At 66.4% G+C, this 26,461-nt stretch carries 27 protein-coding genes; 23 read left to right on the forward strand and 4 right to left on the reverse strand.

The genetic code is table 11. The features are described from left to right. Nucleotides 1–167 precede the first annotated feature (167 nt). The 3 genes from xrtV to ACFE71_RS01905 are packed head-to-tail and all read left to right on the forward strand — an operon-like array spanning nucleotide 168 to nucleotide 2,656. Nucleotides 168–1,064 carry an exosortase V gene (gene xrtV, locus ACFE71_RS01895; RefSeq protein WP_375427121.1) on the forward strand — a complete coding sequence of 299 codons (897 nt, stop codon included), beginning with the start codon at nucleotides 168–170 and terminating at the stop codon, nucleotides 1,062–1,064. Then, complete coding sequence (gene epsI / locus ACFE71_RS01900; RefSeq protein ID WP_375427122.1) at nucleotides 1,061–1,789, forward strand: exosortase-associated protein EpsI, V-type; 729 nt, start codon at nucleotides 1,061–1,063, stop codon at nucleotides 1,787–1,789. The genes xrtV and epsI overlap by 4 nt, the downstream gene beginning before the upstream one ends. Before the next feature lie 21 nt (nucleotides 1,790–1,810). Beyond that, nucleotides 1,811–2,656: an EpsD family peptidyl-prolyl cis-trans isomerase gene (locus ACFE71_RS01905; RefSeq protein WP_375427169.1), complete on the forward strand. Its 846-nt coding sequence runs from the start codon at nucleotides 1,811–1,813 to the stop codon at nucleotides 2,654–2,656. 40 nt (nucleotides 2,657–2,696) lie between these two features. On the opposite strand, the gene ACFE71_RS01910 is transcribed toward ACFE71_RS01905, so the two are convergent. After that, nucleotides 2,697–4,127, reverse strand: a complete 1,431-nt coding sequence (locus ACFE71_RS01910; RefSeq protein WP_375427123.1) for a tetratricopeptide repeat protein — start codon at nucleotides 4,125–4,127, stop codon at nucleotides 2,697–2,699. Between the two features lie 185 nt (nucleotides 4,128–4,312). On the opposite strand from ACFE71_RS01910, the gene ACFE71_RS01915 reads away from it, so the two are divergent. The 6 genes from ACFE71_RS01915 (at nucleotide 4,313) to ACFE71_RS01940 (ending at nucleotide 10,886) form a co-directional block, all read left to right on the forward strand. Beyond that, on the forward strand, nucleotides 4,313–4,918 hold the full coding sequence (locus tag ACFE71_RS01915; protein ID WP_375427124.1) for a polysaccharide biosynthesis/export family protein: 606 nt from the start codon (nucleotides 4,313–4,315) through the stop codon (nucleotides 4,916–4,918). A 5-nt stretch (nucleotides 4,919–4,923) separates the two neighbouring features. Next, the gene (locus ACFE71_RS01920) at nucleotides 4,924–6,192 is read left to right on the forward strand and encodes a hypothetical protein (RefSeq protein WP_375427125.1); all 1,269 of its coding nucleotides are present in this window, start codon (nucleotides 4,924–4,926) and stop codon (nucleotides 6,190–6,192) included. After that, nucleotides 6,189–7,652, forward strand: a complete 1,464-nt coding sequence (locus ACFE71_RS01925) for a Wzz/FepE/Etk N-terminal domain-containing protein (protein ID WP_375427126.1) — start codon at nucleotides 6,189–6,191, stop codon at nucleotides 7,650–7,652. Before ACFE71_RS01920 ends, ACFE71_RS01925 begins: the two co-directional genes overlap by 4 nt. A gap of 89 nt (nucleotides 7,653–7,741) precedes the next feature. Continuing rightward, nucleotides 7,742–8,467, forward strand: a complete 726-nt coding sequence (locus tag ACFE71_RS01930; RefSeq protein ID WP_375427127.1) for a CpsD/CapB family tyrosine-protein kinase — start codon at nucleotides 7,742–7,744, stop codon at nucleotides 8,465–8,467. A 56-nt stretch (nucleotides 8,468–8,523) separates the two neighbouring features. Beyond that, complete coding sequence (locus tag ACFE71_RS01935; protein WP_375427128.1) at nucleotides 8,524–9,726, forward strand: glycosyltransferase; 1,203 nt, start codon at nucleotides 8,524–8,526, stop codon at nucleotides 9,724–9,726. Continuing rightward, the gene (locus tag ACFE71_RS01940; RefSeq protein WP_375427129.1) at nucleotides 9,720–10,886 is read left to right on the forward strand and encodes a glycosyltransferase family 2 protein; all 1,167 of its coding nucleotides are present in this window, start codon (nucleotides 9,720–9,722) and stop codon (nucleotides 10,884–10,886) included. The genes ACFE71_RS01935 and ACFE71_RS01940 overlap by 7 nt, the downstream gene beginning before the upstream one ends. A gap of 34 nt (nucleotides 10,887–10,920) precedes the next feature. Here ACFE71_RS01940 and ACFE71_RS01945 read toward each other — a convergent pair whose 3' ends face one another. Beyond that, on the reverse strand, nucleotides 10,921–11,679 hold the full coding sequence (locus ACFE71_RS01945; RefSeq protein ID WP_375427130.1) for a WecB/TagA/CpsF family glycosyltransferase: 759 nt from the start codon (nucleotides 11,677–11,679) through the stop codon (nucleotides 10,921–10,923). Nucleotides 11,680–11,898: 219 nt separating this feature from the next. Between ACFE71_RS01945 and ACFE71_RS01950 the strand changes: the two genes are divergently transcribed. From ACFE71_RS01950 to ACFE71_RS01970, 5 genes are all read left to right on the forward strand, one after another. Next, nucleotides 11,899–12,945, forward strand: coding sequence for a glycosyltransferase family 2 protein (locus ACFE71_RS01950; protein WP_375427131.1), 1,047 nt, complete (start codon nucleotides 11,899–11,901; stop codon nucleotides 12,943–12,945). After that, on the forward strand, nucleotides 12,942–13,946 hold the full coding sequence (locus ACFE71_RS01955; RefSeq protein WP_375427132.1) for a glycosyltransferase: 1,005 nt from the start codon (nucleotides 12,942–12,944) through the stop codon (nucleotides 13,944–13,946). Before ACFE71_RS01950 ends, ACFE71_RS01955 begins: the two co-directional genes overlap by 4 nt. Continuing rightward, nucleotides 13,943–14,470 carry a serine O-acetyltransferase gene (locus ACFE71_RS01960; RefSeq protein ID WP_375427133.1) on the forward strand — a complete coding sequence of 176 codons (528 nt, stop codon included), beginning with the start codon at nucleotides 13,943–13,945 and terminating at the stop codon, nucleotides 14,468–14,470. Before ACFE71_RS01955 ends, ACFE71_RS01960 begins: the two co-directional genes overlap by 4 nt. Before the next feature lie 85 nt (nucleotides 14,471–14,555). Then, nucleotides 14,556–15,758 carry a glycosyltransferase family 4 protein gene (locus tag ACFE71_RS01965; RefSeq protein ID WP_375427134.1) on the forward strand — a complete coding sequence of 401 codons (1,203 nt, stop codon included), beginning with the start codon at nucleotides 14,556–14,558 and terminating at the stop codon, nucleotides 15,756–15,758. Nucleotides 15,759–15,767: 9 nt separating this feature from the next. Continuing rightward, nucleotides 15,768–16,529, forward strand: a complete 762-nt coding sequence (locus tag ACFE71_RS01970; protein ID WP_375427135.1) for a hypothetical protein — start codon at nucleotides 15,768–15,770, stop codon at nucleotides 16,527–16,529. An 80-nt stretch (nucleotides 16,530–16,609) separates the two neighbouring features. Here ACFE71_RS01970 and ACFE71_RS01975 read toward each other — a convergent pair whose 3' ends face one another. Continuing rightward, entirely contained in the window at nucleotides 16,610–17,773 is a 1,164-nt protein-coding gene (locus ACFE71_RS01975) for an acyltransferase family protein (RefSeq protein ID WP_375427136.1), read from the reverse strand. A gap of 212 nt (nucleotides 17,774–17,985) precedes the next feature. Here ACFE71_RS01975 and ACFE71_RS01980 point away from each other — a divergent pair, with 212 nt between their 5' ends. The 5 genes from ACFE71_RS01980 to ACFE71_RS02000 all read left to right on the forward strand — a co-directional run bounded on the left by ACFE71_RS01980 (nucleotide 17,986) and on the right by ACFE71_RS02000 (nucleotide 22,000). Further along, entirely contained in the window at nucleotides 17,986–18,819 is an 834-nt protein-coding gene (locus ACFE71_RS01980; RefSeq protein ID WP_375427137.1) for an FkbM family methyltransferase, read from the forward strand. Nucleotides 18,820–18,947: 128 nt separating this feature from the next. Continuing rightward, nucleotides 18,948–20,432, forward strand: coding sequence for a hypothetical protein (locus ACFE71_RS01985; RefSeq protein WP_375427138.1), 1,485 nt, complete (start codon nucleotides 18,948–18,950; stop codon nucleotides 20,430–20,432). A gap of 98 nt (nucleotides 20,433–20,530) precedes the next feature. Beyond that, nucleotides 20,531–20,767, forward strand: a complete 237-nt coding sequence (locus tag ACFE71_RS01990) for an XrtV sorting system accessory protein (protein ID WP_375427139.1) — start codon at nucleotides 20,531–20,533, stop codon at nucleotides 20,765–20,767. A gap of 299 nt (nucleotides 20,768–21,066) precedes the next feature. Beyond that, on the forward strand, nucleotides 21,067–21,699 hold the full coding sequence (locus ACFE71_RS01995) for a PEPxxWA-CTERM sorting domain-containing protein (protein WP_375427140.1): 633 nt from the start codon (nucleotides 21,067–21,069) through the stop codon (nucleotides 21,697–21,699). A gap of 157 nt (nucleotides 21,700–21,856) precedes the next feature. After that, complete coding sequence (locus tag ACFE71_RS02000) at nucleotides 21,857–22,000, forward strand: hypothetical protein (protein ID WP_375427141.1); 144 nt, start codon at nucleotides 21,857–21,859, stop codon at nucleotides 21,998–22,000. A 32-nt stretch (nucleotides 22,001–22,032) separates the two neighbouring features. Here ACFE71_RS02000 and ACFE71_RS02005 read toward each other — a convergent pair whose 3' ends face one another. Continuing rightward, nucleotides 22,033–22,821 carry a hypothetical protein gene (locus ACFE71_RS02005; protein WP_375427142.1) on the reverse strand — a complete coding sequence of 263 codons (789 nt, stop codon included), beginning with the start codon at nucleotides 22,819–22,821 and terminating at the stop codon, nucleotides 22,033–22,035. A gap of 200 nt (nucleotides 22,822–23,021) precedes the next feature. Between ACFE71_RS02005 and rfbC the strand changes: the two genes are divergently transcribed. From rfbC to rfbA, 4 genes are read left to right on the forward strand one after another with little or no spacing between them, the layout of a single operon-like run. After that, nucleotides 23,022–23,591, forward strand: coding sequence for a dTDP-4-dehydrorhamnose 3,5-epimerase (gene rfbC, locus ACFE71_RS02010; protein ID WP_375427143.1), 570 nt, complete (start codon nucleotides 23,022–23,024; stop codon nucleotides 23,589–23,591). An 11-nt stretch (nucleotides 23,592–23,602) separates the two neighbouring features. Next, a complete protein-coding gene (rfbB, locus tag ACFE71_RS02015; protein ID WP_375427144.1) occupies nucleotides 23,603–24,652 on the forward strand; it encodes a dTDP-glucose 4,6-dehydratase in 1,050 nt (349 codons plus the stop codon). Beyond that, nucleotides 24,649–25,551, forward strand: a complete 903-nt coding sequence (gene rfbD, locus ACFE71_RS02020) for a dTDP-4-dehydrorhamnose reductase (RefSeq protein ID WP_375427145.1) — start codon at nucleotides 24,649–24,651, stop codon at nucleotides 25,549–25,551. Before rfbB ends, rfbD begins: the two co-directional genes overlap by 4 nt. After that, the gene (gene rfbA / locus ACFE71_RS02025) at nucleotides 25,548–26,411 is read left to right on the forward strand and encodes a glucose-1-phosphate thymidylyltransferase RfbA (RefSeq protein ID WP_375427146.1); all 864 of its coding nucleotides are present in this window, start codon (nucleotides 25,548–25,550) and stop codon (nucleotides 26,409–26,411) included. The genes rfbD and rfbA overlap by 4 nt, the downstream gene beginning before the upstream one ends. Nucleotides 26,412–26,461 lie beyond the last annotated feature (50 nt).

Genomic DNA, 26,461 nt, shown 5'->3' on the forward strand with positions numbered 1-26,461 from the left:
CGTATACGAGCCTGAACAGACAAGGTGAACGTGCCGAAGCGGGAACGGCGCGATGTATGCGGGCCCGCGCGCTTGCGGGCCGAACGCCTTACCGGTAGACTTGGTGACGGAGGCGGCGGCCAATCGGCTGATGGCCCGGGCGGAGGTGTGGTATTTCGGTCGAACTATTGTCTTGGCAAGGCGCGGCGCGGCCGTGGTCGTGGCGGTGGCCGATCTCGCCGTTGCTGGTGATCGGCGCCTGCGCGATCGTGGGTCCGACGATGGTGGACGTCGCGCGGCATAGCTGGACCACCGAGCAGGGGGCGCACGGCCCGCTGGTCCTGGCGATCGGCGTGTGGCTGTTCAGCCGCGAGTGGCCCGCCGCGCGGCAGCTCGCGCGGCCGGGATCCGGCGTACTCGCCGCGGCGGCGTTCGCGATCCTCCTGCCGCTTTATGTCTTCGCGCGCGTGACCAGCATCATCGAGATCGAGGGTGCGGCCATGTACGCGCTGCTCCTCGCCACGGGCTACGCTCTGTGGGGCGGCGCGACCCTGCGGCGGGCATGGTTCCCGTTGTTCTTCCTGCTGTTCGCGTTCCCGCCGCCCGACACGCTGTTCGCGATGCTGACGCAACCCTTGAAAATCGCCATATCCGAATGGGCGGTGTCGCTGCTGTATGTCTTCGGTTACCCCGTCGCCGGGTCGGGCGTGACCATCCAGATCGGCCAATACCAGATGCTGGTGGCGGCCGCCTGCGCTGGATTGAATTCGTTGATAAGCCTGACCGCGCTCGGGCTGTTCTACACCTACATCCGGCACAGCTCCAACTGGCGCTACATGGCGTTCCTGCTCATGTGCATCATCCCGGTCGCGATCGTCGCCAACCTGGTGCGCGTTCTGCTGCTGCTGCTCATCACCTATCATTTCGGCGAGGCCGCGGGTCAGGGTTTCTTCCATGAGCTCGCCGGGCTGTCGATGTTCGTGACGGCGCTGCTGGGCATCTTCCTGGTCGACAGCCTGACGACCCCGCTCCGCCGGCGTTTCGCGAACGCGCGGCCGGTCGGGCCGGCGGCGGCGACGTCATGAACGACGAGAGCTGGGGCTCGCGGGTCGCCGGGGATCGGTCACGCCTGTCGCGGCGCCAGATGCTGATCGGCGGCTCGTTCCTGGTCGCCGCGACGGCCGGCCTGGTCCTGAAGCCCCGGCGCGCGCAGAACATGCTCGGTTCCGCCAAGCTGGAGGATCTGGTTCCCAAGCAATTCGGCGGCTGGCGGTTCAACACGGCGAGCGGGCTGGTGCTGCCGCCTGCGGACCAGCTGCGCGATCAGATCTACAGTCAGTTGCTGACGCGCGTCTATGTGCGCGACGATCGGCCGCCCCTCATGATGCTGATCGCCTATAGCGGGTCGCAGGACGGCACGCTCCAGGTGCATCGGCCCGAGGTCTGCTATCCCGCGTCCGGGTACCGGCTGACGCAAAACGAGCCTCATACGGTGACGCTGGCACCGGGCATCGCGCTTCCGTCGCGCGACATCCTCGCCGAGACCGACGTTCGGCGCGAGCGCCTGATATACTGGACGCGGCAGGGGAGTCATTTCCCGACGCGCTGGTCCGAACAGCGGACGGCGGTGATCGCCGAGAATTTCGCGGGCATCATCCCCGACGGCGTGCTGGTGAGGCTCTCGACCTCCGGCGACGGGGCCACGACGCCCGTCTTGGACGAGTTCGCGCGCGATCTGTACGGCGCGGTTGGTCCGCGCATGCGCCGCGTATTGCTCGGTCCGACGCTCGGTGGTCCGGCGGCGGGTTGATCATCGATGTCTGAAGGGGGAATGTGCGTGAACAAGGCGGTTTTGGCGGTGGGTGCGGCATCGATGTTGTTGCTCGGCGGCTGCGAGAAGAAGGTCGGCGGCCAAGTGGTGGCCGTGGTCAATGGCGAGGAGGTAACGCAGCAGGAGCTGAACGCCGAGCTCGGCGGGGCCGCCCTTCCGCAGGGCGCCGATCGCAAGGCTGTGATGACGCAGCTGCTGCAGCGGATCGTGGACCGCAAGCTGCTGGTCGCGCAGGCCAAGGAACAGGGCCTGGACAAGTCGCCGATCTATTTGGCGCAGATCCAGCGCGCCCAGGACGCGGTCCTCGTCGACCTGCTGGTGGGCAAGGTCGCCAAGGGAATGCCGGTCCCGGACGCCGCGGCCGCCGGTCGCTTCATCGAAGGAAACCCGACCTTGTTCGCGGGCCGCAAGCGATACGAGCTCGACCAGCTCGCCTTTCGCGCGGCCAACGATCCGGCGCTGGGTGCCAAGTTGAAACCCGCCAGGACGCTACCGGAAGTCGAGGCGGTGCTGAAGGCCGAGGGCATTCCTTTCCAGCGCGGAGCCGCGCAGTTGGACACGGGGTCGCTGGCGCCCGACGTCGCGACCCGCATCGCGGCCCTGCCGCCGGGAGAGCCCTTCCTGGTGCCGCAGAACGGTCAGATGATCGTCAGCGTCATCCGCAGGATCGAGGCGGCCCCCGTGGCGGCGCAGCAGGCGCAGCCCGCCGCGGTCGAATTGCTTCGTCGCCAGGCGGTCGAGCAGGCCATGCGCAAGCAGGCCGATCAGGCGCGGGCCAGCGCCAAGATCGAGTACGACCCCGCTTTCGCACCGCCCAAGGCCGGCAAGGCCGCCGCGACTTCCTGAGCCGGCTCCGCGATCGAGGGCGACGGGCGACCGGCGACGGTCAGACCGACGGGCGCCGGCCGAAGGGGTTGAGGCGAGCGTAGGCCTCCAGCACGTCCGAGGCTGCGGAGGCCTGCCCCTGGGCTCGCAGCGACCTTGCGAGCCTGGTCGCGAGCCGTGGATCCGCGCCCCGGTCCCTCAACCCCTCGCGCAACGTCGCCGCGGCCAGGATGTCGTCCCCCTCCTCCGACTGGAGTTCCGAAAGCGTCAGTCGCGCGGAGGCATTGGCCGGGTCGCCGGTCAGGGCGTGCCGCAGGTCCTCGATCGCGCCGCGCCGGTTGGCGGCCTTCGCGCGAAGCAGCGCCCGTACGACGAGCGCCCGGGGGTGGTCGGCGTCGGCGACGAGCACCTCCGCGACTTCCGCGGCGGCGGCCTGTTCCGCCCCCAGCAGCATGCGCGCATGGGCGCGCGCGGCCTTCGCGTTCGCGGTGGCCGTATCGGCCGGAGCCCGCGCCGCGATCTCGCCCAGGATCCCGATGGCCGAAGCCGGGCGACCGGTCGCGTTGGCATATTGCGCGTAGGTGGCCTTGGTCTCCAGAGGGCCGTCGGCCGCGCTCGCGACCACCGCGTTCGCGGGCATGGCGGCCGTGCCCTGGGCGATCCACAGGTTCAGGACGGCGCTCGCGACACCGACATCGCCGGGTCGAAGGAGCAGCACGCGCCTGGAGACGGCGAAGCCGCTCGCGGCGTCGCCCGCGTCATAAAGGCCGGCGGCGTATTCGAGTTGGGCGGAGGTCGATTCGGGGTACGCACGGGCCAAGCGGGTGATCGTGCGGGCATAGGCGGGGCCGTTCCTCGCTTCGAGATATATGCCCTTTAGGACGTTCAGGCGGCCGGCCGGGTCCCCAGGCGCCGCCAGGGACGCCTCGGCCGCGCGGGCGGCACCGACATAGTCGTCATTCAACACGAGGAGCCTGCTCTTGACGATCAGCGCCAACGCATCGGACGGATCGGCCGCCAGCACCTGGTCCAGCAGCCGAGCCGCCGTCTTCTCGTCGGACCGGCTCAAGGCCAAGGCCGCCTTGACCGTGAGTGCCGCCTTATCGCCCGGCCGCAGGGTCGCGAGCTGATCCGCATAGCGCTCCGCCCGCTGCGGCTGATCGGCGCTCAGCGCGATCTGGCACAAGCGCGTCAGGGCTTCCAGGTTGCCCCGATCGAACAGGAGCACACTTTCGTAAGCGTCGAAGGCCCCACCGTAATTCTGCTCCGCCATGGCGATGTGGGCGGAAAGGAGCCAATACTCGCCGACATCGTCGCGAGCCGCCAGCGCGACGCCGATCCGCTCGCGGGCGGTCGCGATCCGTCCTTGCTGCAGGGCGTCGGCGGCCATGGCCGCGGCCGTACCGGCCTTCTCGTCGGGCGACGTGCAGGCCGACGCCAGCAATAGCGCGGGCGGAAGGATGACCCCCGAAATGAACAGCCGACCGATCATGGAACCCAATTCCAAAAGCCGAGACGACGCGATCACCGGCCAGCCGATGGCTCCGCTATCGGCTTGGACGGTCGATGGAAACCCTCCGTCGGAAGCGAGGGGCGGCGTTTACTCTCTTTGTGCCTAGCGAGCGGATGCGCTTGGCGGTATGGCGTGCCAACGACGCGTTCAGGGGGCCGGGATCGATGTTGCGTAAAATCTTGCTGACGGCGGCGGCTTGCGCCGTCACGGTGCCGGTCGCGTCTTCACAGGTCGCGTTTGCGCAGGCTGCGGGTCAGGCCTCGCAACCTCGCGCCTACCGGATCAATCCCGGCGACGAGCTGGAAATCTATGTATGGGGCGAGGATCGTCTGCGGCGCGACATCAAGGTGCTGCCGGACGGCACCATATCTTTTCCGCTCGTCGGGCAGGTGAACGCGCTCAACAAGCTTCCCCGCGAAGTGGAGCAGACGATCTTCAACGGCCTGAAGTCGCAATATCGCGAGACGGTGCCCCAGGTCACCGTGTCAGTGAAGAACGCGGTCGGCATGCAGTTCTCGATTGTCGGCAAGGTGCGCACGCCCGGGGCGTTCACGACCGGTCGTTACGTCAACGTCCTGGAGGCGCTGGCCCTGGCCGGAGGGCCCGCCGAGTTCGCCGACATGAGCAACGTCCGCATCCTGCGCAAGTCGGGCGGAGGGCTGTCCGTCCTTCGGGTCCGCCTGTCTGACGTGTTGAAGGGCAACCCCAGCGATCGCGATCTGGAGGGACTGCCGCAGATCGAGAGCGGCGACACGGTCATCGTCCCTTGAATCGGGTGCGTTTCCTTTCGGGGGTGTTCACCGCCGTGTTGGCGGCGGTGCCGGGGGCGGTTCGGGCGCAAGAGAACGATCGGTTCAGCGCCGACGTGGTCGCGTCGGCCGGTTACTCCAACAATCCTTTCACGCTCGTTGGCGACGACACCGAAAGCGCCCTGGTCAGCGTCGACTTATTGCCGCGCTACCAACGCCTCACCGAACGGTCCGCGCTGACCCTCTCCGGTGCGGCGAGCTTCCAGCGGTATCTTCGCCGTTATTCCAACAACGAGAGCTATTCCGTCGCGGCGGATTATTCCCTTCGCGCGAGCGAGCAGGTGACGGCGCACACGCGACTGGACCTGGTGAGCGCCGTGATCGGCGCGAACAACAATTTCCTGCCGAGCATCGTCGGTGCGGGACAGGCTGGTCCGGGGATCGGCGCGGGCACGGGCGCGAGCGCCGGGGACATCGCGCCCGGCGCGAACGCGACGGTCGTTCCCTTGACGCCGTTCACCGACATCGGGCTGTTCGGGTTGCGCAATCGGCGACGGTCGGCGCGGCTGGGCGGCGATACGTCGATCGGCATGTCGGCGCAGGACTCGTTGTCCGTCAGCGGGTATGGCGAGATCGCGCGATATAGCCGCTTGCCGGAACTCGGCGATTACGAGGCGTATGGTGCCACGTTGGGCTATTCGCGTCGACTTTCCGAGCGACTCACCGCGGGCCTGCGGGGATCGGTCTCGAACTTCAATTACAAGCTGGACGACTCCGACTCGCGCGTGTTCTCGGTGGAGGCGACGGGCTCGGCGCGGCTGAGCGAGATCTGGACGGCCGATGGCGCCGTCGGCGTGACTTTCGTGGACAGCGGCGGCGTCCGCTCCACGCGGCAAACCTCCTTGTCGGGCAGCGCCAATCTCTGCCGCCGGGGCGAGTTGTCGACGCTGTGCATCCAAGGCGCGCGGCAGGTTACCCCCACGGGTCTGGTGGGGTCGCAATATGTCACCACCGTCGGCGCGAACTGGTCGAGGCGGTTGGACGAGCGTGAGAACGTCTCGCTGAACGGCAACTACAGCAATGTGGGCAGCGGCGACTCGAGGCGGCTTCCAGGCGATTTGGCGCTGCAGACCGAGTACGCTCAGGCGGTCGCGGGCTATGATCGCCAGATCAACCGGCGGTTGCGGTTCGTGGCCTCTGTCAATTATCGTCGGCTCTTCGGCGACAATGAGGGTCGACCGGAGGATTTCGGGGGACAATTGGGTATCTCGTACCGTATCGGAGACCCTCAGTGACCGATCAATTTCGCGATGGCCAAGCCGACGGTGACGTCCAGCCGCCTGGTATCATCGCCAGTCTTCCCACCATCCTATGGCAGCGCAAATGGCTATTGATCGTGCCGGCGTTGTTGATCGCGGTCGCGGCGCTCGCGGCGGCGTTCCTGCTTCCCCGAAGCTACCAGGCGCGCGCCTTGCTGCTGGTCGAGTCGCAAGACCTGCCGAATGAAACGGGCACCAGGGGCAACCCGATCGATCGCCGCATCGCGCGGATCCGTCAGCAGATCCTGAGCCGTCCAGACCTCGTGGAGCTGATCCAGGCGAATGACCTTTATGATGCGTCCAAGCGTGCCGAACCGTTGTCGGTGTTGGTCGATCGAATGCGGAACGCCACGGCCATCAGCGCCGTCGATGCCAACATCGAGCGCGCGCCGGCGGGCGGCGACAAAGGGTCGATCGCTTTCTCCCTGACGTTCGATTACCCGACTCCCGAGCCGGCACAGATCGTCGCCCAGACCTTCGTCGACCGGTTGTTGAAACTCGATGCCACGCAGACGCAGGCCGATGCGCGTGGCACCGTGAACTATCTGGAGGATCAGGAATCGGGCTTGCAGCAGCAGGTCGCCCAGATCGAGAGCCGGATAAGGCAAATCGCGGGCGCCAACGGCGCGGCGCTGTCCTCCGCAGGCGCCACGATGATGACTGGCGGCATGGGGATAGACTATGCCGGGCAGATCGCGGCCCTGCAGCGGGAGAACACGCAGCTAAGCAACCAGGCCACCACCACGGTCGATCGCGATCCGAACGTGGTCGCGGCCGAAGCCGCGTTCACCGCCGCCCAGTCGACCTATTCCGATAACCACCCCGATGTGCAACTGGCCCGCAAACGGCTGGAGATCGCGCGGGTCAGCGCCCAGAACATCTCGGGCCGCAATGTGTCGATCGCCGTTCGCCAGCAGATCGCCACCAACAACGCCGCGATCGCGCAACTAGGCCGTCAGCGCGGCTCCGAGGAGTCCAGAGTTCAGACAATGGCGGGAGCGCAGGCGCGCGGGCCGGCGGTGATGCAGGAGGTGCAGCAGCTTTCGGCGCGCGCCGACCTGATCAGGACCAATCTCGCGCGCGTGTCGACCAGCCTTCTCAATGCGCGGTCGCTGTCCAAGCTGACCGACGAGCAGCGCGGCGAACGCCTGACGCTCATTGAGCCGCCGGTGACGCCCGACCAGCCCACTTCTCCCAACCGACCGCTGCTTATCGTCGGCGGAATCCTGGGCGGCCTTGCGGCGGGACTGGCCCTGGTGTTCTTGATCGAACTCATCCAGCGCCCGATCCGCAGCGCCGCGCAGCTCGCTCACCTGATGGGCGAGCCGCCGCTGGGCGTCGTACCGGTCCTGAACGCGAAACCCGGTCTGTTCGCCCGCCTGTCGCAACGGCGGACCGTACCAGCGCGCCGCGATCATGCCGCACCGGCCGCCTGAGGCCGGATAGAAGGGTCCTTATCTTGCACAACTCCTTCCATCCTATCGGTTCTTCGGCCGCTATCGCCTCCGGACCGCTCGCCGGTCCGGTGACGGAGGTTCAACTTATCGACGTCGTCAAGCGCGGCGTGTTCGGGTTCAACAGCCGCGACCGGCGCTCGCGTCCGTTCAACCTGCTTCGCTCGCAGGTGACCAAGATCATGAACGCGCGCGGTTGGAAGATGATCGGTATCACTTCGGCGACGCCCGCCGTCGGCAAGACATTTATCGCCAACAATCTCGCCGCCTCGATGTCGCGCGTCCCGGATCGACAGACGCTCCTGTTCGACCTAGATCTCCGGCGAGGTTCGGTCGCGACCCAGTACGACCTGAGCGACCAGCCGGGCATCGACGCCTACCTGAACGGGACCATCGACTCGCTGACGTCGGTCGCCAGGCGCGTGATGGGGAGCAATCTGACCATATATCCCAGTTTCCGCGTGGAAGAGTCCTCGGCGGAGCTTCTGGCGGGCGGCCGGATGAGGACCTTGGTCGAAGCCATGCGCGGGTTGTCGGACGACTATCTGTGCATCTGCGATTTGCCGCCGGCCTTCGCCAATGACGACGCCGCGATCATTCTCGAGCAACTCGATGCCTACCTGCTTGTGGTTGAGGAGGGCAGGACCACCGCGCGGCAGGTGCGCGATGCCATCGAATTGCTCAAGCCGTCGCCCTGCATCGGAACCGTGCTCAACCGCTATAACGGCGTGATCGGCGGCGACGATTACGGCTTTGGATATTGGGGCAAGGGCAATTATGACGCCTATTACAACTGATCGGCGTCCATCGTAGCGATCGGGCCTCGACGAAGGATGCGTGCGGGAGAGCGGGTGTGAGAATCGCCTACCTGTGCAACCGCTATCCGGCCGTCAGCCACAGTTTCGTCCGGCGCGAGATCGCGGGCGTCGAGGCCGCCGGGCATCCGGTCGACCGCTACACCGTACGCGCGCCGGGCACGCTCCTGGACGAGGATGACCGGGCGGAGGCGGGGCGGACTACCGCTATACTCGCCGCCGGCACGATCAGATTGATGGGCGCGCTGCTGGCGGCGGCGGTCCGCAGCCCGCGCCGAACGGCGAGCGCGGCCTGGCTTGCGCTGCGGGGCGCCGGCTGGTCGCCCGCGGCTCTGGTTCGGAGCATGGCCTACCTTGGCGAGGCGGCGTGGCTGGTCCGACGGTTCCGCGCGCACCCGGTCGATCACCTCCACGCGCATTTCGGCACGAACCCGGCCACCGTCGCGCGGCTGGCGCGCCGGCTGGGCGGTCCGCCCTACAGCTTCACCGCGCACGGACCCGACGAGTTCGACCGACCCGAGGCGCTCGACCTCAAGGGTAAGGTGGCCGACTCGCGCCTGACGATCGCGATATCGTCCTTTGGGCGCAGTCAGCTGATGCGCTGGAGCGACCCGACCGATTGGACTAAGCTGGCCGTGGTTCGGTGCGGCGTGGACGCCCGCTTCCTCGGTGAAACCCCGATCCCCGCGCCCTCGGCCCCGCGCTTCGTGGCGGTGGCGAGGCTGAACGCGCAAAAGGGGCTTCCGCTGCTGATCGAGGCGGCGGCGCTGCTGAAGGCGCGCGGGCGCGAGTTCCGCCTAGACATCGCCGGCGACGGCGAGCTTCGAGGGGCTCTCGATCGGCGCATAGCGGAGGCGGAGCTGACGGGAAGCGTGCGGATGCTTGGACCGGTCGATGGCGCGGGCGTGCGCCGGTTGATTGAGGAGGCGCGCGTCTTCGTACTCCCGAGCTTCGCCGAAGGCCTGCCCGTCGTCCTCATGGAGTCGCTAGCGCTGGGCCGGCCGGTCATCGCCAGCGCCATCGCCGGCACGCCCGAGCTGATCGATGCCGGCTGTGGTTGGCTGATCCCGCCCGGTTCGGCCGAGGCGGTCGCCGACGCGATGGAGGCGGCAATCGATGCGTCCGACGAGACGATCGCTGTGATGGGGCGTGAGGGTCGAAGGCGCGTCGCCGAGCGGCACAACTCGTCCCGCAACGCCCGCACGCTCGTCGACCTGATCACGCGGCAACTTGCATGCTGACGCTCGCCGCCTGGTTTTCGCTGCTTGCAATCATGGTGCCAAATGTGGTGATCGCGGTCGAGCTGCTGGCCGGCATTCGCCCGCGCGCGCTGCCGCGATCCGAGGGCGCGTCGCCTGACACGGTGGTGCTGATGCCCGCGCATGACGAGGCGGCGGGGATCGCGGCGGTGCTGGACCGGGTACTCATGCTGCTGCCTTCGGGGATGCGCCTTCTGGTGGTGGCCGACAATTGTTCCGACGATACGGCGGCGCTGGTGCGGGCCGCGGGGGTCGACGTGACCGAACGGCACGATCCGACGCGACGCGGCAAGGGCCATGCGCTGGCCCATGGCCGAGCCCACCTCGCCGATCGACCGCCGGCGGTAGTGATCGTGCTCGATGCGGACTGCGTACCGGAGCCGGGAGCGCTGGAGCGGCTGGCGTGGAGCGCCGCCGCGACCGGCCGGACGGTGCAGGCGACCTACCTGCTCGAACCGCGTCCTTCGGCCTCGCCGATGATCCAGATTTCCGGCTTCGCCTTTCTCGTGAAGAACCTGGTCCGGCAAGCGGGATTGGCCCGGATCGGCGCGCCCGCGGTGCTGACCGGGTCGGGCATGGCGTTTCCATGGAGCTATTTCGCCGTCGCCCCGCTCGCCACGGACGATATCGTCGAGGACCTGGCGATCGGCATCGCGCTTGCGCGTGCCGGATCGCCTCCGCGTTTCGATCCCGCCGCGCGGATCTGGACGGCGCCGGCCGGGAGCGGCGGCACGTTGGGTCAACGCACCCGTTGGGAGCATGGCTTCGCCCGGACCGCGCGGCGCGTCGCGCTGCCGCTGGTCGCCGAGGGACTGCGCCGCGGGCGTCCCGGGCTCGCGTGGCTCGGATTGCATGTCGCGGTGCCGCCGCTCGCGTTGCTGCTCGGGATCGACGGCGCCGCGCTACTGGCGTCCACGATCGCGTGGGCGTTCGGCGCGTCGATCGTGCCGCTGCTCATCGGCCTGACGCTCGTCGGGCTGGTTCTATTGGGCGTATTCGTCGCATGGGGGCGTCACGGCCGCGACCAGGTGAGCGGCGGCGCGCTCGCCCGCGCGCCGATCTACCTGCTCTGGAAGCTACCGATCTATCTCAAGCTGGTCCGGCGGGCCGAGACCCGGTGGGTCCGTACCGACCGCAGCTGACGGTGTCGGCGATATCGTCGGCGTGTTCCCGATGTCACCCGGCGATGGAAGACCGCCTCCGCGCCCGCCGCCAGCGCCAGACCATCGGGAAGATCGCGGGTCCCTCCATCAGGTAACGGCGCGCCAGCCGACGCGGGTCGGTGAGCAATCGCCAGGCCCATTCCATGCTCAGCCGTCGCACGATCTCGGGAGCGCGCGTCTGCGTTCCCAAAAGGAAGTCAATGGATGCGCCAATGCACATCGCGGTTCCCCGAGCGTCCGGCCGATCGGCCATTTCGCGCGCGAGCAGCTCCTGCTGTGGCGAGCCGACCGCGAACAGGACGACTCGCGCTCCCGCCGCCACTGCGACGTCGACCGCGCGGCCGCGCGCGACGGGATCGCGGCGAAGGCCCATCGGGGGACGATGCTGCATGATGGTCAAGGCAGGGTACAGCGCCATGAGCCGGTCGCCGTCGCCGTCGTCGCCGCCGATCAGGCAAACCGTATCTTCGGGACGCAGCAGCGTTTGGAACAGGTCCGCCGTCAGGTCGCTGCCCGGCACGACGCTAAGCCGTACGCCGGCGAAGGCGGCGAGTCTCGCGAGCACCCGGCTGTCGCACAGCCGCAGGTCGGCCTCGGCGTAGGCGCGTCGAACCTCGGCGGGGGCGTTCGCCAGCCGGACCATGTGATCGACATTCGGCGTGACGACATAGGCGTATGGGCTGTCGGCATCGCGTTCCGCCAGCCAGCTTCTCACCCGGTCGATCGCCCAAGTGTCGAAGTAGAGATCGAGGAATTCAGCGCGCTCCGTCATGCGGTCGCGCGCCTGTGGCTCGCAAGTCGCGCATCGACCGAAAAAGCGGGGATCAGGATCCTGGGCGTCCGCATGTCGAGCTCCGATTGTCGGTTGACCAGCGGACAGGCTCTGGCGACCATTACGGAGACAGACAAGGTCGCGATGATCACGCGCGTCGATCGGTTCACCATATAAGCGGCTGGACATCGCCCCCGTCCTCGCGCGAAAGGCTGGCGCGTGCAGGACATCGCCGTCGCCGTCGTCAATTACCGAACACCCGACCTGACGCTGGACTGCGTCGAGTCGCTGGTTCCGGCGCGGGCCGTCTTCCCGGCCATGCGGGTGCTGGTCGTCGATGGCGGCTCGGCGGACGGCTCCGACAAACGTATCGCCGACGGGGTGGCGGCGCGGGGCTGGGGAAGTTGGGTCACCGTGCTGCCGTTGACCGTTAACGGCGGGTTCGCCTTCGCCAACAATCGCGCGGTGGCCGCCCTGATGGCGACCGGGCCGTTGCCGCCCGTGATCGCGCTGGTCAACCCCGATGCGCGGGTGCGGCCCGGCGCGCTTGAACGAATGGCGGCGTTGCTGGACCGCGAGCCTCGCGCGGGCGCGGTGGGAGCATTGCTGATCCATGAGGATGGACGACCGCAATCCTCGGCGTTCCGCTTCCCCTCGATCCGCAGTGAGCTCAGCCGCGGCGCGGCGACGGGCGTGATTGACCGATTGCTGCGCGTGCGGCCGACCAGCATCGACAGCGACGTGGCGATCGAAGTGCCCTGGGTGACGGGCGCGGCCGTGATGCTGCGCACCGAAGCGCTCGCCGATGTCGGCCTGTTCGATGAAGGCTTCTTCCTGTATTTCGAGGAAACGGAGCTGATGCGCCGTTTGCGTGATCATGGCTGGACGGTCTGGCACGAGCCTGCGGCTTTGGTAATCCATGAGGGCGGGGCGGCGACCCAGATTCGCGATCCGGAGACGGGAATGCCGCGCGCGAGTCCGATGCCGGCCTATTGGTACCAGGCTCGGCGACGCTATTTCACCCTTGTCCACGGCCGGGCGTACGGACTGGCGGCGGGGTTGGCATGGCTGGCCGGGCTGTGCTGGTGGCAGTTGCGCCAGTCGGTGGTGCCGGGCCCGCGCGTCGGGCCGAAGCGGGAGATCCGCGACCTGATTGGACATGGGCTATGGCCTACCCGCTTCGACACGACGGCGGCGGTCAAGCCGTTGGAGGCGCCGGGGGGTGAGCAACCGGCTTGGCTGTCCATGCGGACGACCGGGCGATGAGCGAGCTTGGCGACGGTCTCGGCATCGTGGTGATCGGTCGCAACGAAGGCGATCGGCTGGTGCGCTGCCTCGCTTCGATCGGCCCGGGAGCGCCGGTGGTGTATGTCGATTCGGGATCGACCGATGGCAGCGTCGCCGCCGCGGCCGCCGCGGGGGCGCGGGTGGTGAACCTTGACCTGTCGACACCCTTCACCGCCGCTCGCGCGCGGAACGCCGGTCGTGCGGCGCTCGATTCGACGGTGCGGCTGGTCCAGTTCATCGACGGCGACTGCACGGTGCGGCCGGGCTGGCTCGATCGCGGGCGCGCCGCGCTGGCCGCCGATCCGGGGCTCGCGGCCGTGTTCGGGCGGCGGCGCGAGGTCGCGCCGGACGCCAGCACGTACAATTGGCTGTGCGACATCGAATGGGCGGTGCCGCCTGGCCCCGCTCGCCAGTTCGGCGGCGACGCGATGCTGCGCACCAGCGCGCTCGATCAGGCGGGCGGCTATCCTGACGAGATGATCGCGGGCGAGGAACCTGACTTGTCGATGCGGCTCGGCGCGTGCGGCTGGAGAATCGCTTGCCTGGCCGAGGAGATGACGCTTCACGACGCCGCGATGACGCGTTTCGGGCAGTGGTGGCGTCGCGCGGAGCGGTCGGGTCATGCCTATGCCGAACTGGAGACCCGGCACCCCGGCGAGTATCGGCGACGTGTGCGGGCCGCGCTGTTCTGGGGAGCGGCGGTGCCGGGGGCCGCGCTGCTTGCGCTGGCCGCGGCGGCATGGACCGGGTCCGGTGTCGTGCTGCTGGCGACCTTGGCGATAGCGTTCTTGCCGGTCGCGCAGTTCGTCCGCGTCGCGGTGCGCGAGCGCCGGGCGCGGCCGACCCGCGACGCACTCACCTGGTCCTTGTTCCTGCTGCTCGACAAGCCGCCGCACGCGATCGGGATCCTGCGCTACTGGCTGTCGCGTCTGCGCGGCCGGCGGACGCCGCTGATCGAATATAAGGCGCGCGCCGCGTGACCGAGTCGTTGTGGCGGCAGATCGCGGACGACTGGCGCGCGCACGACCGGGACTGGACCAAGCCCGGTTTCCGGGCGGTGGCGGTCCACCGGTTCGGCGTCTGGCGCATGACGGTCCGCCCCAAGCTGCTGCGCGCGCCGGTCAGCATCCTGTACCGCGCGCTGTTCCGGCACTGCCGTAACCGGTACGGCATCGAATTGCCGTTCACGGTCAAGCTGGGCCGAGGCGTCGTCATCGAGCATCAGGGCGCCATCGTCGTCCATGGCGGATGCGTGATCGGGGATCGGTGCATCATCCGCCAGGGCTGCACGCTCGGCCTTCGCCGGCTCGACGACCTTACGGCCGCGCCGGTGCTCGAGGACGGGGTCGAGCTCGGGGCCGGAGCGGTGATCCTGGGACGCGTGCGTCTCGGCGCGGGCGCGCGCGTCGGCGCCAACGCGGTCGTGTTGGACGACGTATCTCCAGGGGCGACGGTGTGGGGTATACCGGCCAAAAGCACTCGATCTACCGACAAGGAGGCCTGAGCGGCCATGTTGCACTGCGGAAATCGGTCGACAGGGCGGGCGGTTCGGGGCATCGGCTCGCCGGTGAGCCACCGGAGGGCGACGTATGACTTCTAGCCGCCGGTTGGTGCTGGTCACCCCAAACATTTCCGAGCAGATGGGCGGCGAGGCGATCAAGGCCTATCAGTTCCTGCGTCATCTAGTCGCGGGCGGTCACGATGTGGCCGTGGTGACGCATCGTCGCTCCGCCCCGGTATTACAGCGCGACTTTCCGCGGGTGCCCGTGTTCATCGTCGAGGACTCAATTGGTCAACTTTTGGCCTGGCGCGCGGCACCGTTGCGCCAATTCGTCGATATCTTCTTCTTCCGTCGTGCCCGGTCCATCCTTCGGCGGATCCTGGCCGAGCGGCCGGACGCGGTGTTCCACTATCTATGCCCGGTGTCGCCGATCATGCCGCGTTTTCCCTTGCCGGAGGCGACGAACATGCTCGGACCGCTGACCGGCAACATCTATTACCCGCCGACCTTCCGCGGCGAGGAACCGCTCAAGCTCAAGCTCGGCCGGCTATTCCACTATGTCGCGCAGCGCGCCGCTGGAGCCGTTTTTCGGGACAAGCGGCATTTCAGCCGCATCCTCGTTTCGGGCGGCGACCGGACCCGCCGGTCCCTCGCTTGGGCGGGAGCGGCCGGGGCCCAGATGCGCGACGTCGTCGATTCGGGCATATCGGACGAATTCGACCGGCATCCGCCAATCCGTCACGAGGGAACGAACCATAGGTTCATGACCAGCGGCAGGCTGGTTCCTCATAAGGGCGTGCAGCTCAGCATCGAGGCGCTCCGGTACGTGACGGAGCCGATCCGATTCGACATCTATGGGGACGGCGCCTACCGCGCGGCGCTGGAAGATCTGGTCCGGCGCCTGGGGGTGGGCGACAAGGTTCGTTTCATGGGATGGATGGAAAGCCACGACGCACTGATCGCGCGTATGGCCGAGTATCGCGGCTACCTTGTCCCAAGCCTCGCCGAGGCGAACGGGATCGTGGTGCAAGAGGCGATGATGGTGGGCCTGCCGGTGATTTGCCTGAAATGGGGCGGCCCGACGATGCTCGCCGACGGCGACTCGGCGGTCCTGATCGAGCCGGGGTCGCCGGAGCAGACGGTTCGCGCGATCGCGGCGGCGATGGACGCGCTAGCGGTCGATCCCGACCGCGCCAATCGCCTGGTCGCGCGCGCGCGGGGTATCGCCGAGCGACGGTTCGGCTGGGACAACGTAGCCGATGAGTGGCAGGCGGCCTATGGCCTGGGTTGAGGTCTGAGCATGGCCGGGGCTGCCGACGAGGGCAATCGCGCCGATATACTGTTGATGACGGCGACGATCACGCCCGACAACTCGCCCGAGCTGGCGCGCACCGATCCGGCGTTGCGGCTGGACGATTACCGGCAGGCGCTACTCTTTTATATCGGCCGGCTCGGCTCGTCGATCGACGGGATCGTGTTCGTCGAGAACTCGGACAGCGATGTCTCGTCGCTGGTCGCGTTGGCCAAGGCCGAGGGGGTCGACGACCGGGTCGAGTTCATCGCCAACTACGGCAAGCACAGCTACCCCGGTCGGGATCGGTCCTATGGCGAGACGCGCCTGCTCGACCATGCGATGGCGACATCGCGCCTGATCGCGGCGGCGGACGACCGGGCGGTCATCTGGAAGATCACGGGCCGCTACCGGGTGCGCAATCTGGCTCGGATGGTGAGGACGGCGCCGCGCCGCTTCGACCTGTATTGCGACGTGCGCAACCGGCCGATCGCCTGGCTGGACCTGCGCTTCATGGCGTGGACGAAAGGCGGGTACGACCGGCTGCTGAGCGGCATCGCCGACCGCCTCGGCACCGACCCGCGCGAGCCCGTCATGCACCGCTACGTCACCGGATTGAAGGACGCCGCCGTGGTGCGGCGTTACCGGACCGAGCCGCTGGTCGACGGCGTGCGCGGCTGGGACAACCGTCATTATGCGCTAGGACGGGCGCGGCTGAAATTCTGGGTGCGCGCGGCGTCGCGGCGTCTGCTCCCCTTCCTCTGGATCTGAGCGGGCGTCAGGTCGCCCCCGGCGTGGGGGGCGGGCCCGTGTGGGGCTGCCTGAAATAAGTGACCTCAAATTAGGATCGGCTAGGCCCCGGCTGGCACCCCACGTTGCCCGACCCGCCGAGTCGCCGCGATGATCGGTAATTCGATCCACCGGAACGTGCCCGCCGCGATGCAGCTCGCGATCGCCAGGGTCAGCGACGCTACCGTCAGCATGGCGAGGTCGCCGCCCACCGCCGCTTCCATCGCCGGCACGAGCGGGCGGATGCAGCCCAGCACGGCGAAATGGACGATGTAGAAGCTGAAGCTGATCCGGCCCAGGAAGACCAACGGGCGGGCCTGAAGCCAGCGCGGCCTGACCACGCTCGCGCTCCAGGCGAAAACCGTCAACAGCGCGACGGCCACCAAAAGGTTGGAACTCTCCCGCAGCTGGCTGTCGACCAGCATCCCGAGCGCGGCCAGACCGAACGACCACGGTGCGATCCGCCGAGCGAGCGGAACGGGGTGGGGCAGGGTGGCCAACCAGCACCCGCCGATGAAGGCAGGAAGTTGGACCAGCCAAAACGGAAACGCCAAGGCTTCCCCCGCCGCGCCGCCCAACAGCTTGCGAAGCGCGATGTTGGTCAGGCCTGCGACCACATAGCTCAGGAACACGGCCGCGATCAGGATCCGAGGCCGAGGCACGAGCGCCAGGATCGCCGGGAAAACCAGGTAGAACATCGCCTCCGCCGCGATGCTCCAGCCTCCGGGCACGACCGTGTTGATCGCGCTCGGCATCCAGCCATGGACGAACAGCAGCGTGGCGGCGATGTCGAGGCCTGTCGCGTCGCGCGTCGATAGGGGCATGGTCGTGACGCGGCTGAGCACCAAATACAGCACCATGCCCGCATAGAACATCGGCGCGATGCGAAAAAAACGCCGCGCCGCGAAGCTGAATGGGTCCAGCGGACGCCCGGCATGAGCGAAAACGAGGGTGAAGCCGCTGACGATGAAGAAGAGCTGGACGCCCCGCACGCCGTAAAAGGCGAGGTCGCGGACCGGTTGCGACAGGCTCGCGACGAGCTGGCTGGCGTGGACGGCGAGCACGGCGAGGATTGCGACGCCGCGCAACCCGTCCAGATACGCTAAGTGCTCGCGGGGTCGGAAGGCGATGTCCGGACCCTCTTCGCGCGACCGACCGGACGACGGTCGACTACGTAGGTTCGCCGGATAGCCGAATGAAAGTTTAGCGAGGGACGGTGCGATCATGCCGGAGTCGCACCCTGAGACTTCGTATTCATAAAACGTCTTGACCTCCGGCTCTGCGCAGACTTGGAAACCGGATGGGCTTGTAATATCCACCGGTTACCAAAAACTGTTTGAGCGTCGCGGACGCTTCTTAATTGGATCGAAGGGCGTGAGGGCGATATGGAGCGCTGTGCGCCGCGTTACGCAATTCTGTTTGGCGTATTGGGGGTGTAATGGACCTGTCGTTTTTTGTGGGCACGCGACTCGGCGTGATCGCCCAGCGCGCGCGCGAACTGCGCATGTTGACGAGCCTCGCGCTGCGCTCGCCCGAAGAGCTTGGCAACTTCGCGAACAATATGATGACGGACATGCTGTTGGAGCGCCTGTGCCGGTCCGGGGCGACTTTTATCGATGTCGGGGCCCATGTCGGTTCGGTCATCGACGGCGTACGGCGGCATAGTCGACCGGGTAAAATCATAGCGTTCGAAGCGGTGCCGGCCAAGGCGGAGGCGCTTCGATCGAAGTTTCCCGACGTGGAGGTTCACGGTTGCGCCGTCGGCGATGCTGACGGCCTGCTGCCATTCTTCGTCGATGTGAAAAACCCTGGATACTCATCCTTGTTTCAGGACGGAACAAGGGGGGGGCAATTTCAGGAGATTTCGGTTCCGGTTCGACGTTTGGACGATCTCATCGACGACAAGGATGTCGATCTGATAAAGATCGACGTGGAAGGTGCCGAGCTCGGCGTTCTGCGTGGGGCAGGCTCGTTGATGAAGCGCTCTCGGCCGACGATCAGTTTCGAGAGCGGTCCAGAGGAGTTGGGCGGTCACAGCAAGTCGGCGATGTGGGCTTGGTTGGACGCGGCGGAATATGCGATACTGATCCCCAACCGGCTTGCGCATTATGACGTTGGATTGTCGCACGACACCTTTTTGGACTCTCATATGTACCCACGTCGCACCACTCACTATTTCGCGGTCGCGCGTGAACGGCGAGCGGAGATTCGAGCCCGCGCCAGAGCCATCCTGAAGCTTGATAGGGACCTGGAAACAGGATCGAGCGTCTGAGTAGGATCGGGCGCTGGCCTTTCCACGTGATCGTGCCGGTCATACTAACGATCGTATTTGCGGCGGGCCTCGCCGGATTTTCCGTGTCGCGCACCACCGTGCCGGACCTTGCAACGAAGGTGAATGCCATGCCCGCCGGGATCCTGAAACGAGTCGCTGTCGCCGCACTGGGCTGGTTCGCGCCTGCGGGCGCGGCGGTGTCCCAGGCCTCGCCGCCGCCGCCTACCCAGATCGGCATGAACCTGGCCGAGGTGCGGTATTACAGCTCTACCGCGCCGTTCGCCAACCTGGCGATCGGTTCCGACTGGAACGACTCGCGCTGGCAGCGGATCGCCGAGGAGCACCAGACCCTGGACGGCGACATCCGCTCGCTCCCCGCCGACGGCGTCGCGACTCGGTTCCTGCTCTTTCCGCCGACCGGGCCCGAGGGGTTCGAGGTGCGCTGCACCTTCGCCGGTTCGGGTACACTGACGGCTTCGGGCATGCCGGGGCCGGTCGAGTCGGGACCGAACACGCTGCGCTTTCGCATGGTGAACGAACGCGGGAAGCAAACTAATCCCTGGCTGATCCTGAAGGATGTCGATCCCAAGCGGCCGTTCCGCGACCTCGATTGCCGGGACGCTCGCCTGGATCGTTCCGTCCGGTTCCGGCCCGAGTTCATTGCCACGTTGCGCGGGTACCGCGTCATTCGTTTCATGGATTGGCAGAACGCCAACGCCAACGAGGCCGTGCCGTGGCGCGATCGGCACACGACGGCGAGCACCCGTCTCGACCGGGACGGCGTGGCGATCGAGGACATGCTGGCATTGACGCGCGAGCTGGGCGCCGACCCGTGGTTCGTGATGCCGTGGAACGCGGACGACGAGTACATGACCCAGTTCGCGCGGATGGTCCGCGAGGGCCTTCCCGCCGGGCGGTCGGCCTATGTCGAGGTCGGCAACGAAGTCTGGAACGGCGGCTTCGCTGTGGCGAAGCAGGCGGTCAAGGAGGGGTTGGAGCGCAAGCTCGGCGCAAACGACATGGAGGCGGGGATGCGTCGCTACGCCGAACGCACGACCGAGGTGATGCGCCTGTGGGAGGCGGCCTTCGCGGGCCGGCGCGGGCTCGTCCGCGTCCTTGCGGCTCAGCATGTCTGGCCGGCGACGGCGGAGACCGCCCTGTCCTTCCGAGATACCGCGAGCCATGTCGATGCGCTGGCGACCGCGCCCTATTTCGGCACCGTTCTGGGCGGGACCGGCAACACGCGCGAGAGCAGCCTTAAGCAACTGCGCGTCGAGTTGGCGAACACGCTGAAGATGGCGGCCGACAACCGGCGCATCGCCCTGGGCTACGGCAAGCGGTATATCGGATATGAAGCCGGCCAAGGGCTGGTCTTGCCCGCGCAGGTCCCCCTGTCCAACCAGCTCCAGCACGCCCCCGAGATGTATGACCTGTATCGGGAGTATCTCGCGGCCTGGCGGCGGGACTCGGGCGACGTCCTATGCCTGTTCAACAGCGTTTACCGGCCCACCTCATGGGGCTCATGGGGGCTGGCCGAATGGGAGGATGAGACCCCGGCGGAGGCGCCCAAGCTGCGTGCGGTCCGTGAAGCGATGCGGGCGGGAAAGCCATAGAACGCCTTTTGCACGATCGTCGGTGGCCGACGCGTCCGATTGCCTCCGGAGTAGGATGGCTGTAGGCCCGCGCCCGCGCTGCATTGGGGGATGATCGGGTGGAAACGGTTTACGATTGGATCACTGTCGCGATCTTTGCCGGTCTGATCGTGCTGTTCCTGCAGCGCTCGACGGCCGAGGTGCAGGTGGACAGCATGATCCAATATCTTCCGCCCGCGCTCGGATGCGCGCTAGGTAACTACCTGGGCAACAACGGTCATCCCATCTTGGCCTTGCTCGTGATTGCGACCATTCCGGTCTATGTGTGGCTTGTGTTGAAGCCCTTCGCCCGCTGATCGGTGCCGCGTCTAGCTGATCGAGCCGAGGGAGCTATCTTTGGTACCCCGCGCGACTTGTTCAGTCGAGCTTCACATCGCGATCAACGAAATTGATCTGGATGTATAAACGACGGTGACCGCGTGATCGGGAGTATATGTCCCAAACTGCGACAACAAAGCTTGCCGTCGTTATAATAAAAAAACTTTCCGTCATGCAGCAAAAGTGCTAAAGAAGTGTTGAAGGTTCGCTCGAGGCAAGCGTTTTGAGTGCTTGTAGCGATGCTTCACATGGCGAAGTTCAGGATAGGGGTTACGATATGAAGAAGCTGTTGACGGCGAGCGTTCTCGCCTTTGGTTGCTGGGCCGGTGCGGCTCAGGCTGTGACGGTGGTTGAGTATAACGGTGGCAGCGGCACGCCGGCTCCGGGCACGGTCGTGTTCCAGACTTTCGATGCGCTGGCTCCTGGGGCGTCGATCGGAGCGAACGCGTTCGTGACCAACATGGACACCGTAGGCGTTGCCGAGCGGCCCAATTTCGGCAGCACCGGCAATTTCGGCGTGGTAACGACCGGCGGTAGCTACAGCGTTAATTTCGGCCCGTCGAGCCTCTTCTCGTTCGTGCTGGGTTCGCTTGACACCTACAATACGCTGACCTTGCGATTCGCCGACGGCACCTCCGAGATTCGCTCGGGTGGCCAGATCACCGCGGACAACTTCATCGACAGCGGCAATCAGACCAGCCCGGAGACCAACGGCGTCGTCACTTATCGGGTGACCTCGGGCGCTCTGATCACCGGCGCGACCTTCTCGGCGTCGGGCAACTCGTTCGAGTTCGACAATCTGGCGACGGCGGTTCCTGAGCCGGCAGCTTGGGGTATGATGATCCTCGGCTTCGGCCTGGTCGGCGGCGTCCTGCGTCGCAAGCCTTCGGTTCAGTTCAAGCTGGCCTAAACGGCTGGATCAGCCCTGAGTTGATTCAAGATAAAAGGGAGCGGTTTAAAACCGCTCCCTTTTTTTGTTTTTCTACCCGGCATCTGTTACATCCGTCCTAATCGCGATGTCGGCTATCAACGTAGCAGGGGTCGTCAGGATAGGAGAGGTAGTAACGGTGAGGCAGTCTTTGCCCTATGCGCGGGCGTCGCGTGCACGACGCGCCGGTTTGGGAGTGGCGTGGGGCTTGATCAATGGGATCATCTTCACGCTCGGTCTCTGGCTCGCCTTGACCGGACTGGTCGTGCTGTTGCTACGCTGAGTCCGTATCGGGTGTGAGATGCGCATCGGTGATTAGGGATGGCGCCTGATCCATCGTTGCACCCTAACGGGTATCCACCTTGCGGCCGTGCGACCGAGCATTCGCAGCACGCCTTGTCGTTCCCGCCATTGTGGGTGAAGGATGTATCGAAACGATCCGGGGCCGACCTCGCGCACCTTCAGACCGAGGGACGCGACCTTCTTGGAGGTGGCCACTTCCATGACGGTGGCGTCTCCATACGTCAGGCCGAGCCCGAAACCGTCGATCGCCTCCAGAACCTCGCGTCGGGCGCATAGGACGAGCGACTGAAGGTGAGCGCCGGTCGGACCTTCAACGATACCGAGGCGGCGTAGTCCGGCCTGTATCCCGACCGGAATCGGCACGGACCGCCCTTCGATCAGCGCTGCGAAGGGATGGTGGCGATATTTTTCGGCCAACTTGTCCCACCCGAGCCCCGCCCAATGCAGGCTTTCGCCGACAAGCCCCACATTCGGCCTTAATGCCAAGCGGCGAAAGGCCTGCAGCCAACCCGCCCGGAGGATCACGCACTCCTCTTGCAGGAACAGGTAGCAGTCGTGATCGGGATTTCGTCGCCGGCCATGCTCCCAGGCACCGATGTTGTAACCGGTATTCTCCCGGTAGAGCACCGATATTCCCGCGTGGCGTTCCGGCAAGCGTACGGCTTCGGGCACGGCCTGATTGACCACGACGCAAACGTCGAACGATGCTCCCGCCGAAATCGCCGCGATCTGGTCGAGCAAGGCCACAAGCCGATCGGTCGGCCACGCGTTGTAGTGCGATATGACGACCAGCGAGGACATCGTTCCGAACTGGATGCTTTGTCGGCGCGAGTCCAGTCAATCCAGATCGATCGGGCTTTGCGCGGCGCACGCGTGTAGCGGTGGTCCGGATGGATGTATGGTCCGCAGCGGGACCGACAATCGTTCATAAGGCTGGCATTCGGCGGAACGGCCTCGTAACGCCTGTTCGCACCGGACTATAGTCGTCGAACGAGGCATCCTTGACCAATCCAGTCCAGTTGATCCGCCCCAAGCGCCATGGCGACGCGCGCGGATGGTTCACCGAGGTGTATTCGGTCCCGGCCTTTGCCGATCGCGGGATCGACTGCGTCTTCGTTCAGGACAACCACTCGTTGTCCGGACCCGCCCATACGGTCCGCGGGCTCCACTTCCAGACGCCGCCACGTGGTCAGGACAAGCTGGTGCGTTGCGTCCGGGGTCGCATCTTCGACGTCGCGGTCGACCTTCGAAAAGGTTCGCCGACCTATGGTCGTTGGGTGGGCGCCGAGCTCTCCTCGGAAAACGGATATCAGTTGTTCGTACCGGTTGGCTTCGCACATGGCTTCGTGACATTGGAACCGGATTGCGAGGTGACCTATAAATGCTCGGACACCTATGCACCCGAGCAGGACGGCGGCGTCCGTTGGAACGATCCCGCCATCGGCATCGACTGGCCGATTTCGTCCGGGCTGACGCCCGAACTCAGCGGCAAGGACGCGGCGCAGCCGCTGCTCGCCGATTTCTATAGTCCCTTCGCTTATGACGGGCGCCCGCTGGCGCCGCTCGCCTGAAGGATCAATCCATGCGTATCTTCGTCACCGGCGGCGCCGGCTTCATCGGCTCGGCGCTCGTCAGGCACTTGATCGAGAACACCGGCCACGAGGTCCTGAACTTCGACAAGCTGACCTATGCCGGCACGCTTACCACCGTCGAGGCGGTCGCGGGCAGCGACCGGTACCGATTCGTTCAGGGCGACATCTGCGACGCCGATGCGGTGCACGCGGCGATCGCCGGGTTCCGTCCCGACATCGTCACCCATCTCGCGGCCGAGAGCCATGTCGACCGATCGATCGACGGTCCCGGCGCGTTTGTACAGACCAACGTCGTTGGCACCTACACCATGCTCGCCGAGGCGCGCGCCTACTGGCAGGGCATCGCCGACTCGGAACGCCAGGCGTTCCGCTTCCATCACATCTCGACCGACGAAGTATACGGTTCGCTGGGTGACACGGGGCTGTTCACGGAGGATACCCCCTACGATCCGCGGTCGCCCTATTCGGCGAGCAAGGCGGGGTCCGACCATCTCGTCAGCGCGTGGGGGCATACCTATGGCCTCCCGGTGCTCGTCACCAACTGTTCGAACAATTACGGGCCCTACCACTTTCCCGAGAAGCTGATCCCGTTAATGATCGCCAAGGCGCTCGCCGGTGATCCCCTGCCTGTTTACGGAAAGGGCGATCAGGTCCGCGATTGGCTGTATGTCGAGGATCACGTCCGCGCGCTGCAAGCGGTATTCGAGCGTGGCCGACCCGGGCGGACCTACAATGTCGGCGGGAACAACGAGAAGCAGAACATCACGGTCGTCCACACGATTTGCGCCATCCTCGACCGGGTTCGGCCGCGCACGGACGGCGGTAGCTACGCGGATCAGATCATCTCGGTCGCCGACCGTCCAGGCCACGACAAGCGTTATGCGATCGATGCGACGCGCATACGCGACGAGCTCGGCTGGGAGCCGCGGGAGACTTTCGAGACCGGGGTCGAGAAGACGGTGCGCTGGTATCTAGACCATGAGGATTGGTGGCGCCCGTTGGTAGCCGCCAAAGCGACCGAGCGGCGGGGCGTCGCGTGAGACAGGTCCTCGTGACGGGTGCGGGCGGGCAACTCGGAACCGAGCTCCGGCGCTGCGCCTGGCCGGATGGCTGGGAGGTCGTCGCGGTCGATCGGGGCGACCTCGACCTCGCCGACACCGCCGCGATCGCGGCCAAGGTGGCGGAGCGCCCCTGGGCCGCAGTCATCAACTCGGCGGCGTACACAGCGGTCGATCGGGCCGAGAGCGACGTGGTGACGGCGTGGATGGTCAACGCGTTAGCGCCAGCCGCATTCGCGCAAGGCTGCGCCCGCGCGGGTGTCCCGCTGATCCAGCTATCGACCGACTACGTCTTTCCAGGCGACCGGGAGGGCGCGTGGGAAATCGACGATCCGGTTTCGCCGCTCGGCGTTTACGGCGCGTCCAAGCTGGGCGGCGAACTCGCCGTGAGGACCTCGGGCGCGCGCTACGTCATCGTGCGCACGGCCTGGGTGGTCTCTGCGCATGGCGGCAATTTCATCAAGACGATGCTTCGCGTCGGTGCCGAGCGCGATACGCTGCGCGTCGTCGACGACCAGAGCGGCAGTCCGACCGGTGCGGCCGATCTGGCCGCCGCGCTGGCGACGATCGCTGTTCGGCTGGCCGATCATGCGGACATGGTGAACGGCACGGTTCACTTCAGCAACGCTGGCGCGGTGAGCTGGGCGGGTTTCGCCGCCGAGATCTTCCGACAATCGGCCCTGCGTGGCGGTCCGTTGGCCCAGGTCGAGCCGATCGTCACCGCCGATTATCCGACGCCGGCGCGAAGACCCGCGAATTCGCTTCTGAGCCATACCGCGATCGGACAAGCGTACGGCATAACGCCGCGTCCATGGCAGGACGCGCTGTCCGACATCCTCGACGAGCTCGTCGGCACCCCTATCGTGGAGACTAGGACGTGAAAGGCATTATATTGGCCGGCGGGTCAGGCACCCGCCTGCATCCCGCGACGCTCGCCGTGAACAAGCAGCTGCTGCCGGTCTACGACAAGCCGATGATCTATTATCCAATGTCGGTACTGATGCTCGCCGGCATCCGCGAGGTGCTCATCATCACCTCACCCGAGTATCTCGACAATTATCGTCGCCTGTTCGGCGACGGCTCGGCCTTCGGCCTCCGGGTGGCTTACGCCGAGCAGCCGCGGCCGGAGGGGCTCGCGCAGGCGTTCACCATCGGCGCGGACTTTATCGGCGGCGACAACGTCGCTCTGGTGCTCGGCGACAACATCTTCTTCGGCGCCCATTTGACCGAGCTGCTCGGCAACGCCGTCCGGCGCACGCACGGCGCGACGGTATTCAGTTACCGGGTGGACGATCCCGAGCGCTACGGTGTCGTCGAGCTCGCACCTGATGGGCGCGCGCTGTCTCTGGAGGAGAAGCCCGGCAGACCCAAATCGAACAACGCCGTCACCGGTCTGTATTTCTACGACAATAACGTCGTCGCGTACGCGCGCGATCTGAAACCGTCACCGCGCGGCGAGCTGGAGATCACCGACCTCAACCGCGTCTATATGGAGGCAGGCAATCTTCACGTCGAGCAGATGGGGCGCGGCTACGCCTGGCTGGACACGGGTACGCACGACAGCCTGCTTGAAGCGTCCGAGTTCGTCCGTACGCTACAGCATCGCCAAGGCATCCAGATCGCTTGTCTGGAGGAGATCGCCTATTTGCAGGGCTTCATTTCGGCGGACGATGCTCGCCGAAGAGGCGAGATGTTCAGCAAGACCGCCTATGGCCGCGCGATCCTCGAGGCGATCGTGTGAAGGGGGCGCAGCCGCGCTAAGGCGCTGTATGGATCGCCTGCGTCGGCCGA

The organism is uncultured Sphingomonas sp., assembly GCF_964237155.1.
Taxonomy (GTDB): domain Bacteria; phylum Pseudomonadota; class Alphaproteobacteria; order Sphingomonadales; family Sphingomonadaceae; genus Sphingomonas.